Here is a 16177-nt window from a genome sequence, read left to right on the forward strand (position 1 = left end):
GAGGATCCCGCGCATGCAATGGTTCCACGATACCAAGATCAGCCGCCGCACCTTCCTGGCCGGGACGGGTGCGCTCGGCGTTGCCACGGCATTCCAACTCAACCCCCTCACGCAGGCACTGGTGAATGCCGGTGTCGTGCACGCTGCGAACCCGATTCCGATCCCGGGTTCGGGCGAGTGGGTTCCCACCGTCTGCCAGGGCTGTACCACCTGGTGCATGAAAGAGGCCTATGTTCAGGACGGCCGCGTGTTCCACGTGCGCGGCAACCAGCACTCCAAGATCACCGGTAAGTCCGGTTGCGTACGTCAGAGCATGGCGCTGACCGAGCTATACGACCCGGACCGGGTGCGTTACCCGATGAAGCGGACCAACCCGCGCAAGGGCCGCGGCGAGGATCCGGGATTCGTGCGGATCACCTGGGAAGAAGCCATGGACACCTTCGCCGAGAAACTGATGGAGCTGCGGCAGAAGGGCGAACCGTACAAATACATGACCACCCGCGGCCGTTATGGATTCATGAGCGGGGTGATGCTCGCGAACATCACCCGCATCATCGGCTCGCCGAACGCGATCACCCACTCGGCCATCTGCGCCGAGGCCGACAAGTTCGGTCCGTACTTCATGGAAGGGAACTGGGGCTACCGGCAGTACGACATCAAGAACAGCCGCTACCAGCTCTCGTTCGGGGCCGATCCGATTGCCGCCAACCGGCAGGTGTCCTTCGCCACGCGCGAGTGGGGCAACATGCTGGATCACGCCAAGGTGGCTGTGGTCGATCCCCGCTTTTCCTCCAGCGCGCAGAAGGCGGATGAATGGCTGCCGATCAGGCCGGGTACGGATTCCGCGCTGGCGCTGGCACTGGCCCATGTGATTCTGACTGAGGAGCTTTGGCACAAACCCTTCGTTGGCGATTTCTTCGACGGAAAAAACCGCTTTGTCTCGGGCCAGACAGTCGCGTTGGAAACCATGGTCGAAGCGGCGGATGCAGCGGTCGAGGCAGAAGATACAACGCAGGGGCCGACCGCGGTGCCGACTTTCAACGAGCGGTATACCCACGGTCTGGTGCAGTGGTGGAACCTGGAACTCAAGGACCGCACCCCGGAGTGGGCTGCGGAGATCACCGACATTCCGGTCGAGCAGATCGTGCGCGTGGCCCGGGATCTCGGCGAGGCGGCCCCGAGAGTGGGCATCTGGCTCTCGCGCGGGATGCACATGAACACGCGCGGCTCCTACAGCTCGATGTGCGGTCACGCGCTTGCCGGGCTACTGGGGGCGGCGGAGAACGACGGCGGCAGCATGCGCTTCAGTGCCCGCCCGACAGCCTCCCTACCCGACGGCGCCGCGTATCGCGATGATCTGGCCAAGGCCGGGATCGCAATGGAAATGATCGATCGCCGTGGCCGACTGGAATTCCCGGCACTCGCCCGCGGGCGCTCTGGCGCAGGCGTGATCAGCGCCCAGCCCGCCAACTCCATTCTGGAGGAAGACCCCTACGGCATCGAGGTGCTGTACTCGAGCTGGAACAACTTCGTCTACGCCCAGCCGCACGCGCAGGAGTGGGAAGAGGCGATGAAGAAGGTACCCTTCCAGGTGCACTCGACGCTGAACCTCGCCGAACAGTCGATGTTCGCCGACATCATCCTGCCGGCGTCGCACAGTATGTTCGAGCGCTGGAACGTCGTCGCCAACTCCGGCAACGGCTATGGCGTGGTCGGCATTCAGCAGCCGATGGTGAAGATCGGCGACATCCGCCAGGATGAGTCGGAGATCCCCTGGCTGCTCGCCGAAGCGCTGGATCGCAAGGGCTTCAGCGCGCCGCTGGAATACCTGAAAAACGAGTTCACCGATCCGGAAACGGGTGCGCATCCCACCAACGGTGACGAGTTGGGCCTGATCATGGTCAAGATGATGACCCGGCCCTTCTGGGATCCCGACTCCACTGTGGGGGGCACGAAGTTCGCCAACTGGGAAGAGTTTCGCAAGGTCGGCATGTGGACCAGCGATCACTACCCGTTCCAGTCGCGCTGGGGGAACATGGGGACGAAGACCGGCAACTTCGAGTTCTACTCCGAGACCCTGAAGGACGCGTTGCAAGCGCACGCGGACCGGCACAATACCGACATCGACAATGTGCTGGCGACCTGCAATTACGAAGCCCGCGGCGAACTGGCGTTCATCCCGCATTACGAGAACCCGGTGCGGCACGGCAGCGAGAGCGAGTACCCGTTCCTGTTCATTGACTACAAGCACAAGCTCAACCGGGAGGGACGCGGGTGCAACCATTACTGGTACACGGCCGAACGTGATACCGAGCCGGGCGATTTCAAGTTCGGCGATGCCGCCAAGATCAACCCGGTGGACGCCGAACGCCTCGGGATCGAGACCGGCGACACGATTCGGCTGAGCAGTGTCTCCGGCACCATCACCTGCACCGCAAGCGTTTGGGAGGGTGTGCGACCCGGCTGCGTCGTGAAAGCCTTCGGTATGGGCCACTGGGCCTACGGGCGGAATGTGTCCGAGGAGTTCGGGCGGACCGCCATCGGGGGCAACAACAACGAACTGATCCCGGGCGACTATGACCGCCTGTCCGGATCCTCGGTGTTCTCCGGCCAGATCGGCGTTCGCGTCGAGAAAGTCTGACAGCCGCCAACTGCTAGGAGATTTCAGTCATGGGATATGGAATGGTGATTGACCAGCAGCTCTGCGTCGGCTGCGCCGCCTGCACCATCGCGTGCAAGATCGAAAACAACACCCCGGTCGGCATCAACTGGTGCGACAAGATCACGCGCACCACCGGGAAATTCCCGGACGTGCGGTACGAGTACATTTCGACGATGTGCAACCACTGCGACAACGCGCCTTGCGTCGCCGCCTGCCCGACGCAGGCGATGCACAAGGACCGGCAGACCGGGCTCACGCTGCATGACCCCAAGAAGTGCATTGGCTGCAAGGCGTGCATCGTGGGCTGCCCGTACGGCGTGATCAGTGTCAACTGGGAACGGCCGCATCGACACTGGGCGCAGCGCGACCGCTTGGCCGAGGGCTGTTTCTCGCCCAGGGAGATGGTCGAGGAGTCCGGTGGCGAAGGCTCCCCACACGGCAATCCGGAGCGAGGCACCACCTACCCGGTCGTGCGGCCCTCGGGCACCGTCGAGAAATGCACCTTCTGCGACCACCGCCTGGCCCAGGGGCTGGCACCGGCCTGCGTCGACGCCTGCCCCTCGGGGGCAAGGCAGTTTGGCGACATCGATGATCCGAACAGCGAGGTAAGCAAACTGGTGGCCCGGCATGGAGGCCAGGGGTTGCGGGAACATCTCGGTACCCGACCACGGGTCATTTACATCCGCGACTACAAACCACAGCGCCGCTTCGAACCCGCGCGCCCGGCCGGCGAAGGCCAAGGAGCGTAAACCATGAATGCCAATGTCAGCTTGCGAGACTTTGCCACGCCCACCTGGATCCTGATCGCCGTCGGCCTCGTGGCAGGCGGCATGGTGGGTGTGTACGAGATGTTCTTCGGACATCTGTTTGCAACCAACCATGCACTGGTCTGGACGCTCCCACTGGTCGCCTACATCTTCCTGGCGTTGATGAGCACCGGGATATCGCTGGTTCTGGCCTACGGACTGCTCACCAAAGACGCATCCATCACGCAACACACACGGCCGCTGTTGATCATGGCCATTGGTATCCTCCTTGGAGGCTTCACCGCCTTGGCAACCGAACTGGGATCCGTGCTGAATCTGGTCTGGATCCTGCTCTCGCCAAACTTCAGTTCTCCGATCTGGTGGATGGGCGCGCTGTACTCGGTCGAACTGGTGCTCCTGATCGTGAAGCTCGTGATGGACCTGAAGGGCCGACACGGCGGGTTCGACATGCCACTTGCCTGGGGAACGCTCATCATCGCCGCGGCCGCCGCCATCACCATCGGCGCAGTCTTCGGCACGGTCATCGGACGCCCGGACTACCATGGGGCCTTCCTGTCGATCGTCACCCTGGTCTCGGCGCTGGTGAGCGGAACCGCCGCGATCGTGCTGCTGCGTCCGCAGAGTAAGCTTACGGAAACCGCAGGGCGGATCTTCCGGCAGACGGCGCTTCTGTTCGCGGCATTGATCCTGATGCGGGTTGCCTACGAAGCCCACAGCACGGTCGCCGGCATGCTGGGCTGGGCGAGCATTGCGATGCTGGCGCCCTTCCTCATCGCTGCCGTTCTTCTACCTCGCGCGCCACGTATGTTGGCCCTGCTCGGCATCCTGGGTGCACTCTGGGTGCAGTACAGCTTCATCATCACGGGGCAACTGGTGTCGCTCGGACAGACCGCCCACTGGTACGGCGCGGTGCAGTCCTACCAGCCGAACCTTCCGGAACTCCTAGTCCTCGTGCTTGGCATTGCCGTGGCCGCTGCACTCATCAAGCTCGGCGAGCAGTTCCTGATCGAGCGGCGCCCGGCTGCCTGACGTCGAACGGGGCGACTGCCCCACCCTGCCCGCCTGCGACTTTTGCAGGCGGGCGTTTTTGACCCTACAGGCTCCCGGTTAAGCGATGCGAGGCACCCGGTTTTTCAGTAGCATCGGGCGATGGATACGCAAATGGCCGTCAAGATGTTCGCCGCCTTGGCCCATGAAAACCGACTTGCGGTGTTTCGCATGCTGGTAAAGGCCGGGCCCCAGGGCAAATCGGCCGGGGAGATCGGCGCTGAGCTCGGGATCGTGCCATCGACCCTTTCCTTTCACCTCTCGGCACTTGAGGGCGCAGGGCTGGTGCAATCCATGCGTGCCGGACGATACATGTGCTACGGCGTTCGCCCCCAAGCCATCGGCAGTCTGCTGGATTTTCTGACCGACGATTGCTGTGGGGGACATCCCGAGCGCTGTGGTCTGCCCATGGATCGGGTTACAAAAGCCTCTGCCTGAGCCGGCTTACGATCCGCACTGCAACCGGGAAAACCCTCGTTGTTGATCGCCAGGACGGAGGCATCCGTCACGTGACTGTCATGAATCCGTCATAGGATATCGCGTCCAATACGCCCCACCAGGAGACTGCACCGATGAGCGTTCGTGTCGGCATCAATGGCTTTGGCCGCATGGGACGGCTGGCGCTGCGCGCCGCCTGGGGCCGTCCCGAGTTCGACTTTGTGCTGATCAACGAGAAGAACGGCGACGGCGCCGTCTCCGGCCACTTGCTCGAATTCGACTCGGTGCACGGGCGCTGGCCCCACGCCATCGCCGCTGAGCCCGACCGGATCAGCGTCGACGGGCATGAGATCCGCCACACCCGGCACGACACCCCCGGCGCGGCACCGTGGGCGGAGGCCGGCTGCGATCTGGTCATCGAGGCGACCGGCGCGTTTCGCACGGTCGAGCGCCTGCAACCGTACTTCGACGCCGGGGTGAAAAAGGTCGTGGTCGCCGCGCCGGTCAAGGACCCGGCGGTGCTCAACGTGGTCGTCGGCGTCAATGACCACCTCTACGATCCACAGCGTCACCGCATCGTAACCGCCGCCTCCTGCACCACCAACTGCATCGCCCCGGCGGTGAAGGTGATGCACGAGTCGCTCGGTATCGTCCACGGCTCGATCCTGACCATCCATGACATGACCAACACCCAGTCGCCAGTCGACCGGCCGCACCCGGATCTGCGCCGGGCACGTGCCGCCGGCCTTTCGCTGATTCCGACCACCACCGGCTCGGCCCGCGCGATCGGCGACATCTTTCCCGAACTCCAGGGCCGGCTCAATGGCCACGCGGTGCGGGTGCCGCTGATGAACGCGTCCCTCACCGACCTCACCTTCGAGGCGGCGCGCTCGACCACGGCCGAAGAGGTCAACGGCCTGCTACGCGCGGCCGCCGAAGGCCCGCTGGCCGGCATCCTCGGCTACGAAGAGCGGCCGCTGGTCTCGGCTGACTACCGGGGTGATCCGCGCTCGTCCATCGTCGATGCTGACTCCACGCTGGTCATCGACGGCACCCAGGTCAAGCTCCTGCTCTGGTACGACAACGAGTGGGGCTATGCCAACCGATTGGTCGAACTGGCCACACAGGTGGCACGCTCGCTCGAGACGGTGTAGGTCACCGCCCGGGCTCGCTGCCAAAGCGAGGATCAACAGAAGCCGCTGGGCTGGGTCCTCCTTTGCGCTAGACTTTCATCACAACGTTGCGAAAGAGGCTATGTGGATGCAGGTTCGGGATCTGATGACGCGCGATCCTGTGACCGTCGGTCCTGCGACTTCGGTCGAGGCACTCATCGACCTGTTGGTCGATAAGGGCATCAATGGCCTTCCGGTCGTCGATGAATTCGGCCGGGTGCTCGGGATGGTCACGACGGGGGACCTGATTCACCGGGTAGCCGATGCGCATGTCCCTAGCCGTGACTCCATCTGGCGGGAATCCTTGTACAAATCCGTGTTCCGCCACGACGATTCCGAGCCCAATCCAGCAGAAGGCGTCACAGCCGGCGCGGTGATGAGCCGCAACCCCGCGTACGTGTTGCCCTCGGATGACATGGCTGTCGCGGCCCGACTGCTGATCGAGCACCGGGTAAAGTCCCTTCCCGTTCTGGACGAAGAGCGACTGGTGGGGATGGTCTCGCGGCTTGACCTGCTGCGCTGCCTGCGCGCGCATCCCGGCTGTTGCAACCCGTTCAAACGCCAGGACTGAGCGCCCCCCATGTTGCTGACAGCCCTCGTCATCCTCGTGGTCACCATCGCCCTGGTGATCTGGCAGCCCAGGGGGTTGGGCATTGGGTGGTCGGCCATGGGCGGCGCGGCGGTGGCGCTCGCCACCGGCGTGGTGAGCTTTTCGGACGTGCCGATCGTGGTCGACATCGTGTGGAACGCGACGCTGACCTTCGTGTTCATCATCATCATCTCCCTGCTGCTCGACGAGGCCGGCTTCTTCGAGTGGGCCGCACTGCACGTGGCGCGCTGGGGACGGGGCAACGGATTGCGGCTGTATGCCTTCATCGTGCTGCTGGGGGCCGCCGTCGCGGCGATGTTTGCGAACGACGGGGCGGCACTGATGCTGACCCCGATCGTGCTGGAAATCGTTCGGGCACTGGGGTTCAGCCCGGTGGCTGCGGTGGCTTTCGTAGTGGCAGCAGGCTTCATCGCCGACACCGCGAGCCTTCCATTGGTCATCTCCAACCTCGTGAACATCGTATCGGCCGACTTCTTCGGCATCGGCTTCGTCGAGTACGCCACGGTGATGGTGGTCGTGAACGTGGTGTCGGTGGCGGCTTCGCTGCTCGTCCTGATGCTGTTCTTCCGCAAGCAGATTCCACTGCGTTACGACTACACGCAACTGCGTGAGCCGCATGAGGTGATCAAGGATCCTGCGGTATTCCGGGCCGGCTGGTGGGTGCTCGGGCTGTTGCTGTTCAGTTTTCTCGTGATCGAGCCGCAAGGCGTGCCGATCTCCGCGATCGTCGGGATGGGTGCAGCCATCCTGCTGGTCGTGGCCGCGCGCGGGCATGTCATTTCGACGAAGCGCGTGATCCGGACCGCGCCCTGGCAGATCGTGATCTTCTCGATTGGCATGTACCTGGTGGTGTACGGCCTGCGCAACGCGGGGCTTACCGCCGACATCGCACGCATCCTCGACTGGGTCGGTGCCTATGGGGTCACGGCGGCTGCGCTGGCCACCGGCTTCATCGCGGCTTTTCTGTCCTCGGTGATGAACAACATGCCGGCGGTGATGGTGGTCGCACTGTCGATCGACGATGCGAACGTAACCGGCCTGGTAAAGGAGGCCATGATCTACGCCAACGTCATCGGCTCCGACCTCGGCCCGAAGATCACGCCCATCGGTAGCCTTGCGACCCTCCTGTGGCTGCACGTGCTCGCGCGCAAGGGCATCGTGATCACCTGGAAACAGTATTTCCTGATCGGCATCGTGATCACACCCCCGGTGCTGCTGGCCACGCTCCTGGGCCTGTCCGCCTGGTTACAGTTCCTGCGTTGAACATTGAACCGGTGACCCGAGTGCGGGTAAGAAGGGACGGAGGCCATGCTTTCAGGTGCCTATCAGTGACACCACCCGTCCCCGGCCCAGCCCGCGCTTCCCAGTCCGCGGACGAGCCACTGCCGGATGTTCTGCTCCTTCCGGAGCGTGCCCTGCCCACCCGAGCACAGAGCGAGCGCACGGCCTGCCGCCGCTGAGACCGAGCGCCCCCAAGCTCCCATGTTCAGTCGGTTCACCGTCGAGCGTCATCAGGTCTGGCTGTACCTTTGCGCCATCGTCGGCGGCCTCGCGCTCGGCATTCGGGTTCCGGATATCGGTCCGCTCTTCGAACCGCTGATCTGGCCAGTTCTCGGGGCCCTGCTGTACACCACGTTCACTCAGGTCCCCCTGCTCCACCTGCGCGACGCCTTTCAGGATCGGCGCTTCCTGCTCGCGCTGCTGATCGGTAATTTCGTTCTCATTCCGCTCCTGGTATGGGGCCTGGTGCTGCTGCTCCCGGACGATCCGGCCCTGCGCCTCGGTGTGCTCCTGGTCCTGCTGGTACCGTGCACCGACTGGTTTATCGCGTTCACGCAACTTGGCCGTGGCGACCCGGCCCGCGCCATCGCGGTCACTCCCCTGAATCTGCTGTTGCAGTTCCTGTTACTGCCGATGTACCTCTGGTTGATGTTGCCGTCCGAACAATTTGCCTCGGTGCTTTCGATCGGTGATCTGGCCCCAGCAGCCATCGGCCTGATTGGGGTACCGCTCGTGCTGGCGGCAATCAGCGAGCGCTGGATCGAGGCACGCCCCGAACGTGGGGTCTGGCGTGACCGACTAGCCTGGGGGCCCGTTCCGCTTCTCGCCATCGTGGTTTTCCTGATCGCGGCAGCCCAGGTCGGTGTGATTCGCGATTCCGGAGCCATGCTGCTCTCGGTACTGCCGGTGTTCATCGCCTTCGCACTCGCGGCTGCCCTGATCGCAAGGGTGCTGACGCGCTTCCTGAGCCTTCCGGTCAGCAGCGGTCGCACCCTGGTCTTCAGTCTCGGTACCCGGAATTCCTTCGTGGTGTTGCCCTTTGCGCTGGCGCTCCCTGCCGGCTGGGAGACGACCGTCGTCGTGATCGTGCTCCAGTCGCTCGTGGAGCTGTTCGCCATAGCCCTCTACCTTTGGTGGATTCCGCGTCACCTGTTCCGAGCGTAAGTGCTCGAATTAGGTATCGTGATCCCGGGAAAAGGGTTCAATCCGCACTACCTCGTGCCAACACTCCTCTGCATGACCGCAATCGAAGGCGCTGCTGCCGCTACCGAACGGAGGCGCAGTGGCGGCTCTGGGTCGAGACCCGGCATTGGCGGTGGTGGGGCCTGAGCATCCAACACACAGCACCTACTCGCGGAACAGATCCGCATGGCTACCGGTCCGGGCCAAGTGCAACTCGTCGCCGACAACGCGGTACAGCAGCAACCAATCCGGCTCGATATGTGCGTCTCGGTAGCCACGCCAGTTTCCTCGCAAGGAGTGATCCTGGTACCCCTCCGGCAATGGGGCCTTCTCAATCAGCAGGCCCAACAGAATCCGCAACTTGCCCATATCCTTGCCACGTTTCTGAAGCCGTTTCACATCGCGTTTGAACTGGCTGGAACGGACCGCAGTCAGCATCAGATCCCTAAGTCCTTGAAGAGCTCCTCAGCACTATCGAACCGCTTTCCTTTACCAGATTCCAGGTCTTCCAGCGCCTTGGCAGTAAGCGCGTTGGGCACCTGAACCGTGAAGGGAAGTCGCTGTTCATCGGCAATGCGCAGCATCAGCAAGCGGATCGCGTCGGACACCGACAACCCCATGGCCTCCAAGGCCGCGGTGGCACGCTTTTTGGTTTCGCTGTCGATACGAGCTCGAACCACAGTATCCGCACTCATGGTGTCCCTCCTGTTCTTCAATGGCTACAATGTAGCTACATCATACACATGAGAGGGCACCGCGTATATCCCGTACTGGCTCCGTCATGGGGGCGTCCACTCTCCAGGCCATTCAGATTCGCCCCTGACGCAGGCGCGCAATAGGAGCAGGTCTCGCCCCGTATCATGCAGACGCCCCCTGGACCGCGTAATGGTCTGTGCAGTTGTGCCCGCTTTCAAGCATCGTGCGGCCCCTCGCCATTGCAGGCTGAGCGGCCGTTCAGGTTAAGGGTTGTCGGACGCCTGCCCGCGACCGCATGAGGCCTCCCCCAAGTTCAGGGGGCAGGCGTCCGACAACCCTTGACCGAACCAGCCACCCGCACCGGGAATCGTCGTGCCCGCAAGCTGGCCGACGACGGACGGTTACGTCCCGCGAGTAGAAAAGAGGGTGCCGGTGTGCCACACGGAGCCACCGGGGAAGCGAACACGCCTGCTCGGAAGGATAGGCATCCACGCCATGACGGGCCTGCCCGGAAGGCGCCGGCACTTCGCGGCTTGCGAGCCCCGGCAACACGAGCCAATATACACACATACAAGTACACACCAGGAGGTGCCTTATGGGGACACTGACCACTCGCGTCTTCAACAACGGCAACAGTCAGGCGGTTCGCATTCCCGCCGAGTTCCGGCTGGACACCGATCGTGTGAGCATCTCCCGCAACGAGGACGGCGATCTCGTGATTCATCCGCTACCCGCGCAGCGCGGCACGGCACTGATGCAGACGCTACAGGCACTGAGCGAGGTCGATGACGCCTTCGTTGCCGCGCTGGAGGCCGAACAGCGTTCGTCCCTGCCGGTGCAGGAGCGTGAGGTTCTGTGACCTACCTGCTTGACACCAACATCCTGATCTACTTGATCAAGAATCGGCCGCCGGGCATTGGACAGCGTATCGATGATTTACCCGACGCCGATGAACTGTGCATGTCCTTTGTCACATGGGCCGAATTGCTCAAAGGGGCCGAGCGAAGCACGCGCAAAGCCGAGGTCGTTCGCCGGCTTGAAGCCCTCGCGCGGCAGGTGCCGGTGCGTTACCCGGCCGGACCAGGCATCTGCCGTCACTATGCAGAGCAGGCCACGCGTCTCAAAGACAGCGGTACCCCCATCGGCGCCAACGATCTATGGATCGCGTGCCACGCGCTGGCGGAAGACGCCACTCTCGTAACCCACAATACCCGCGAGTTTGGCCGCATCGGCGGCCTGAGAATCGAGGACTGGGCGGCATCCGCCGAGACTTGATATCCAGGAGCCTACGGAGTCATCCCTGCGGATTGCGTTCCCGCCGCGCATTCCGGCGCTGCCACCCGCGGGATCAACGCAGTCGGTTGGATCACCTGGCCGTACTCCACCGGTCCACCGTCAGGTAGACAATCGCGGAAATTGCCTCCTCGGGGCGGCTTGAAGTACGGCCGGTCACGCAGCGCGGTAACGCCCTGTGGGGAGCCATCGATGGTCAGTTTCCCGCCGCCAACGCGGAAACGGTGTGCGTCTCGCTGGATACGGCCTCTGGGATGAAGTCGCGGGCGATCAGCACATCAGGGTGGGCGACGACGTCGCTATCAAGCCCGTTTTCCTGGGCTTCGAGCTGCATCACCCGCGTGGACGCCGGTGTGGAACGCCCTTCCTGTGCCGTCGTGTAGCCGCAGGACGCCACCAGTTCGGTACCCGCGCGGAAAATCGAGCGGCCCGCATCGGCATCGAGCGAGCTGAGCAGCGCCTGAAGCGCGACGAAGAAGGCGGTCTCCTCGATGAACCATTCGGCTCGCTCGAGCCCTCCTGGCAGCGGATCACCCCACCGGGCGGGTTTTCGCTGTCCGCATCGATGCCGGCAACTTCGAGTGCCGCCGAGGTGCCGCCCACGTCCGCCTACGCATGTGTAACGCCCACACGGGAGGTGACAGGTCGGCAGCACCTTGCCGGAAAATGGCGTTGGTCCTTCCTATACTCTGGCGCTGGCACTCATTACCCTGCATTTCTTGGGATCACGGCCGAACCGAGACCGTACGCCAACCACTCGCACAACTGTGCAGCGGTTGCTGATAGCGCTGGCGACTCGGGGCGTTGGCGGGGACCGTCTTCTCGCACGAAAAAGCAGGTCCATCAAACACCCATGAGGAAAAAGTCATGCTCACACGATTTTCTGCGCAGGGCATCACCCTGACCAGCCTGGTCTTGCTGCTTTCAGCATGCGGTGGTGACGGTGCACAACAGCAAGCCGGCAGCGACGGGGAGCAGCAGCCGGCCCTGGCCTCTGGCGGAAGCGACCGGATCATGGGCCACGCCCGCTGGAACGGCCAGGAACACGCCGTGTCCCAGGTGACCTGCGAACTCAGCCATGGCGCCTGGACCGTGCGCGGGCGGGGCGATGGTTTCCAGTTGAGGGTGGAGCTGCTTGGGCAGGAAGAACGCAGCGAGACCGACCTCGATCCCAGTCAGGCCATGATGGTCAACCTGCGCCTCGACCAGGAAGACGGACCCAATCTGAGTCTTACCATGAACAGCAACCACCGTCTGATGGGTGAGGTCGAAGGCGGTCAAGCGGGTTATTCGGGTCAGACGTTGCTGGTTGCCGCCAATAACGCCGCCGGCCGCCTGTACCCGTACCCGGAAGGCATTGAGGTCGAGTTCGAACTGAACTGCCCCTGACCGACGCCGTGCTGCCTGCGTTCGGGGGCACTGGCCGGAAAGGTCGTGGGAGTTGTTGATATCGGCCGCCGACGGGCGGACGAAGCGTTCATCACATCCCCCTCGAACGCAGTTGCGCGCCGGTTCTGGTGGTCATCGTCGCCAGCCCGTGGGCGCCGGGGCCGTGCTCGGAGCGGTTGGGAAGGAAGGAGAACGTTCTGCCCAGCGAGGCGAGGAAGGAGCGGCAAAAACCCCCTTAGCGTGAAAGTCACGGCCTGTCTCGTGTCCCGGGCGACCCGTAGGGCGGAAAAGCGCAGCGTCATCCGCCGCTCGGCGTTCGCGCCTCCCCGGCGCCTGCGGCGATCCCGGCGCCGGATGGCGGATGACGGCCTTCGGCCTTTTCCGCCCTACGCCTACGCCTACGCCTACGCCTACGCCTACGCCTACGCCTACGCCTACGCCTACGCCTACGCCTACGCCTCTTTCATTATCGGGGTGGCCGCTGGCCATGACAGCTAACCCGGTTGCCTTGCGCGACATCTTTGCTAGGCTCCCTGCGCAGCGAGGGGTGGCGGCGCGCCGCCTGGAGCCTGTCAGCAAGAATTGGGGGGAATTCCGAATGCGTGGGACTGCAGCTTGGGCCTGTGCGGGGGCGATAGCGGCCCTGCTTGTGGCCGGTACTGCGTTTGCCGACGACCGGGCAACGATGATTGTCTTCGACGCGTCGGGCTCGATGTGGGCGCAGCTCGAGGACGGCAAGTCGCGCATCGAGATTGCGCGCGAGGTGATCGACGAATACGCCACGACCCGCGATCCCGAGCAACCCATCGGGGTCGTTGCCTATGGCCATAACCGCCGTGGCGACTGCGGCGACATCGAGCTGGTGCTGCCGCTGGGAACCCACTCGGGCGATGAACTGGCGTCGACCATCCGCGGGCTCAATCCCCAAGGCATGACGCCGCTGACCGATTCCATGGCGATGGCGCGCGATCTGATTCCGCGCACCGCCGAATCGGCCGACATCATCCTGATCACCGACGGGCTGGAAAACTGCGGTGGCGATCCCTGCGCGCTGGCCGCCGAGATGGCGGCCGAGGGCATCGAGATCCGGGCGCATGTGGTGGGCTTCGCGCTCGAGGAAGAGGCGGTGCTTTCGCTCTCCTGCGTGCCCGAGCAGACCGGCGGGCAGCTCTTCATCACCCACTCCGGGGCGGAATTGACCGAGGCGCTGGCCGGAATCAGTGCGCCCAGCCGGCCCGTCGACCTGGAACTTCACGCGCTCGATGCACGCGACATGGAGCCGGTCGGTTCCATCACCTGGGATCTGACCACCGCCGACGGCGAGACGATCTATGCGGGCACGAACCGCGGCGTCATCCATGTCGAGCTCGACCCAGGCGACTATGTTGTGGAGGCGTTCGACGACTCCTTCGCGGGCGTCACCGAGTTCGAGGTCACCTCCCAGACCGAGGGACCGATCGAGGTGGCGATGGCCAAGCTGCTCGCCACCGTCATGGTGCGCGGTGAACATGGCGAAACCGGCGAGACACTACAGGGCGTCGAATGGACGGTCCTCGACATCGCCAGTGAAAGCGCCGAGAGCTTCGTCAACGAGGGCGGCGGCTACTTCCCGCTTCACCTCGAGCCGGGCGAATACCGCATCGAGGGTGAACAAGGCGACCTGCATGGCGGCGTGCTGGTCACCGCCACGCGCGAGGCGGATCGGGATCTCGACGTGATCCTGGAGGCCGCCGAGCGCGAGATCACCGTGGAGATCAAGGCCCCCGACGAGGTCTCGGTCGGCGCGGCTTTCGACGTGGTCGTCACCGGCAGCCATGACGACAGCGATTACATGCTGCTCGCCGCGGTCGGCAGCGACGAGGAGGTCAGCCGCTACGGGCGGATGACCAATACCGTGGGCGGCGATGGCGAGAAGAACTTCACCGCTCCTGCGGCACCGGGCAGCTACGAGCTTCGCTATTACATTCGCGAGGATCGTGCGCTCGTGAAGCGCGTTCCCATCGAGGTCGTCGATGCCGGCGCCGAGATGACCGCGCCCGAACAGGTCAGCATCAACGAGCGTTTCGAGGTCTCGGTCAGCGCGCCGGGCGGGGGGCACCTGGTGCTCGTTGCGCCCGAACGGGAGGACGACGACATCGTCAGCCGCTATCAGCGCATCCGGAACTCCGTCGATGCGCAGGATACCGTCACCCGCACCGCGCCCAGCGACCCCGGAACCTATGAGCTGCGCTTCCACATGGGCGGCGACCACCGCCTGATGGCGCGCGCACTCGTTGAGGTGGTCGATGTCGCGGTCACGCTATCCGCGCCCGAACAAGTCAGGGTCGAGGAGTCCTTCGAGATCGAGATCGGCGGCGGCGTCTCCGGCCATGTGGTGATCGTGGATGCCGAGCGGGACGAGGACGACATCGTCAGCCGCTATCAGCGGATCCGGAATTCCGTCGATGGTGACGAGGGCACGATCACCCGCACCGCGCCCGAGGAACCGGGCATGTATGAGCTGCGCTACCATTCGAGCGGTGAGCACCGGCTGCTGGCCAGCCAGCGCATCGAGGTGATCGCGCGTGTCCAGCCGGGCGATGCCGCCCAGGAAACGCCCACCGGAGCCATGGCGCCCCCTGCCGCGGGCAATGCCGCCCCGGCGGCGCCCCGGACGCTGGCGGAAGCCGCGGAGGCCTTCCCCGCACATCCGGGATTCACCATCCTCGACCCACAGGCCGCGCAAAACCGGCTCCTCGATTCGCTGGAAAGCGATCCCGCCTCGGTCTTCCTGCCGGGCCAGTGGCTGGGGCCGCTGACCACCGCGATCCTGCTGCTGGAGGCCGAGGAAGGCGCGCTTCCCCATGTCCGCTACCGGCTGACCTATGGCGAGGATCCGCTTCCCGGCGGTCCGGGCGGGGGCACGGTTCCGGTGGGCTATGTCGAGGTCACGCGCTTCAATCTGGGCCCCGCCCGCCACGCCGAGATCGCCGAGGCCGCGGGCGACGCGCCGGTGGCCCCGGCCGAGCATTTCGGCACCGGCCCGCATGTAAGCCTGCGTATGGTCACCCGTCCGATCCAGGGGCGCACCACCGATTTGATCGGGCTGTCGCGCGCCGAGTTGGATGGGGACGCGGCCGCCGAGCGCTGTTTCGGCCAGCCCTGTCTGTCCACCGCACCGCTGGCCGAAGCGGCGCTGGGCGCCGAGTGGGACGCAATGAAGGAGGTCGCGCCGGGGGCGTTCGACCCACCCTATGCGTCGATGCGCGACGGTGCGCACAGCCCGGCGGCGGTGCTCGACCTGCTCACCCGCGAGGCCCGCATCGCCCGGGAGCGCGGCGGCGAGATCGCCTGGGACGGCTTCGAATACCGCGAGGGCGTGGGGCCGATGGAGCCTTTCGCCGAAGCGATGATCGAGGCCGGCCTCGGCCAGGAATCAGCCGTGGATGCGGTGCTGCGCGAAGGCCATGTGATGGATCACACGCTGGAAGCGGTCTGGCACCGGCTGGTGTCCATCGGCGGGGCGGATCCCACCGCGCCGGGGCTGTTCGGCGCCCAGGCGTTCGAACACCGCCCCGGCCGGAACTGATCCCGGCGCATCACCCAGAACCAAGCATACCGATGCGGCGCGCCGGCCGAGGCGTCCGATGGCGCCCTTCTC

Annotated in this window: 16 protein-coding genes; 13 read left to right on the top strand and 3 right to left on the bottom strand. The window is 64.6% G+C overall.

The window, feature by feature from the left end; genetic code table 11:
* The first annotated feature begins 13 nt into the window (after nt 1-13).
* The 8 genes from THITH_RS16235 to THITH_RS16270 all read left to right on the top strand — a co-directional run bounded on the left by THITH_RS16235 (nt 14) and on the right by THITH_RS16270 (nt 9141).
* On the top strand, nt 14-2641 hold the full coding sequence (locus tag THITH_RS16235; protein WP_006746746.1) for a molybdopterin-dependent oxidoreductase: 2628 nt from the start codon (nt 14-16) through the stop codon (nt 2639-2641).
* Between the two features lie 41 nt (nt 2642-2682).
* Nucleotides 2683-3411: a 4Fe-4S dicluster domain-containing protein gene (locus THITH_RS16240; RefSeq protein WP_232222214.1), complete on the top strand. Its 729-nt coding sequence runs from the start codon at nt 2683-2685 to the stop codon at nt 3409-3411.
* Between the two features lie 3 nt (nt 3412-3414).
* Entirely contained in the window at nt 3415-4458 is a 1044-nt protein-coding gene (locus THITH_RS16245) for a polysulfide reductase NrfD family protein (RefSeq protein WP_006746744.1), read from the top strand.
* A 132-nt stretch (nt 4459-4590) separates the two neighbouring features.
* Entirely contained in the window at nt 4591-4914 is a 324-nt protein-coding gene (locus THITH_RS16250) for an ArsR/SmtB family transcription factor (protein ID WP_006746743.1), read from the top strand.
* A gap of 134 nt (nt 4915-5048) precedes the next feature.
* Entirely contained in the window at nt 5049-6068 is a 1020-nt protein-coding gene (locus tag THITH_RS16255; RefSeq protein WP_006746742.1) for an ArsJ-associated glyceraldehyde-3-phosphate dehydrogenase, read from the top strand.
* 124 nt (nt 6069-6192) lie between these two features.
* Entirely contained in the window at nt 6193-6657 is a 465-nt protein-coding gene (locus tag THITH_RS16260) for a CBS domain-containing protein (RefSeq protein ID WP_232222215.1), read from the top strand.
* Between the two features lie 9 nt (nt 6658-6666).
* Complete coding sequence (locus THITH_RS16265; protein WP_006746740.1) at nt 6667-7959, top strand: arsenic transporter; 1293 nt, start codon at nt 6667-6669, stop codon at nt 7957-7959.
* A 219-nt stretch (nt 7960-8178) separates the two neighbouring features.
* Complete coding sequence (locus THITH_RS16270; protein WP_006746739.1) at nt 8179-9141, top strand: arsenic resistance protein; 963 nt, start codon at nt 8179-8181, stop codon at nt 9139-9141.
* Nucleotides 9142-9324: 183 nt separating this feature from the next.
* Here the strand turns inward: THITH_RS16270 and THITH_RS16275 are convergent, their stop codons facing one another.
* Together THITH_RS16275 and THITH_RS16280 are read right to left on the bottom strand one after the other, a co-directional pair.
* A complete protein-coding gene (locus THITH_RS16275; RefSeq protein ID WP_006746738.1) occupies nt 9325-9597 on the bottom strand; it encodes a type II toxin-antitoxin system YafQ family toxin in 273 nt (90 codons plus the stop codon).
* The gene (locus THITH_RS16280) at nt 9597-9854 is read right to left on the bottom strand and encodes a type II toxin-antitoxin system RelB/DinJ family antitoxin (protein WP_006746737.1); all 258 of its coding nucleotides are present in this window, start codon (nt 9852-9854) and stop codon (nt 9597-9599) included. Before THITH_RS16280 ends, THITH_RS16275 begins: the two co-directional genes overlap by 1 nt.
* Before the next feature lie 596 nt (nt 9855-10450).
* Here THITH_RS16280 and THITH_RS16285 point away from each other — a divergent pair.
* Together THITH_RS16285 and THITH_RS16290 are read left to right on the top strand one after the other, a co-directional pair.
* A complete protein-coding gene (locus THITH_RS16285) occupies nt 10451-10714 on the top strand; it encodes an antitoxin (protein WP_006746736.1) in 264 nt (87 codons plus the stop codon).
* A complete protein-coding gene (locus tag THITH_RS16290) occupies nt 10711-11130 on the top strand; it encodes a type II toxin-antitoxin system VapC family toxin (protein ID WP_006746735.1) in 420 nt (139 codons plus the stop codon). Before THITH_RS16285 ends, THITH_RS16290 begins: the two co-directional genes overlap by 4 nt.
* A gap of 214 nt (nt 11131-11344) precedes the next feature.
* On the opposite strand, the gene THITH_RS18610 is transcribed toward THITH_RS16290, so the two are convergent.
* Nucleotides 11345-11485, bottom strand: a complete 141-nt coding sequence (locus THITH_RS18610) for a hypothetical protein (RefSeq protein ID WP_156925543.1) — start codon at nt 11483-11485, stop codon at nt 11345-11347.
* 467 nt (nt 11486-11952) lie between these two features.
* Between THITH_RS18610 and THITH_RS16295 the strand changes: the two genes are divergently transcribed.
* The 3 genes from THITH_RS16295 to THITH_RS16300 all read left to right on the top strand — a co-directional run bounded on the left by THITH_RS16295 (nt 11953) and on the right by THITH_RS16300 (nt 16105).
* Nucleotides 11953-12537 carry a hypothetical protein gene (locus THITH_RS16295; protein WP_156925544.1) on the top strand — a complete coding sequence of 195 codons (585 nt, stop codon included), beginning with the start codon at nt 11953-11955 and terminating at the stop codon, nt 12535-12537.
* A 240-nt stretch (nt 12538-12777) separates the two neighbouring features.
* Nucleotides 12778-13035 (top strand): hypothetical protein, encoded by a 258-nt coding sequence (locus THITH_RS19600; protein WP_006746733.1) that lies wholly within the window; start codon nt 12778-12780, stop codon nt 13033-13035.
* A gap of 187 nt (nt 13036-13222) precedes the next feature.
* On the top strand, nt 13223-16105 hold the full coding sequence (locus THITH_RS16300) for a VWA domain-containing protein (protein WP_041483923.1): 2883 nt from the start codon (nt 13223-13225) through the stop codon (nt 16103-16105).
* Nucleotides 16106-16177: the final 72 nt, after the last annotated feature.

It is taken from the genome of Thioalkalivibrio paradoxus ARh 1 (assembly GCF_000227685.2).
GTDB lineage: Bacteria > Pseudomonadota > Gammaproteobacteria > Ectothiorhodospirales > Ectothiorhodospiraceae > Thioalkalivibrio > Thioalkalivibrio paradoxus.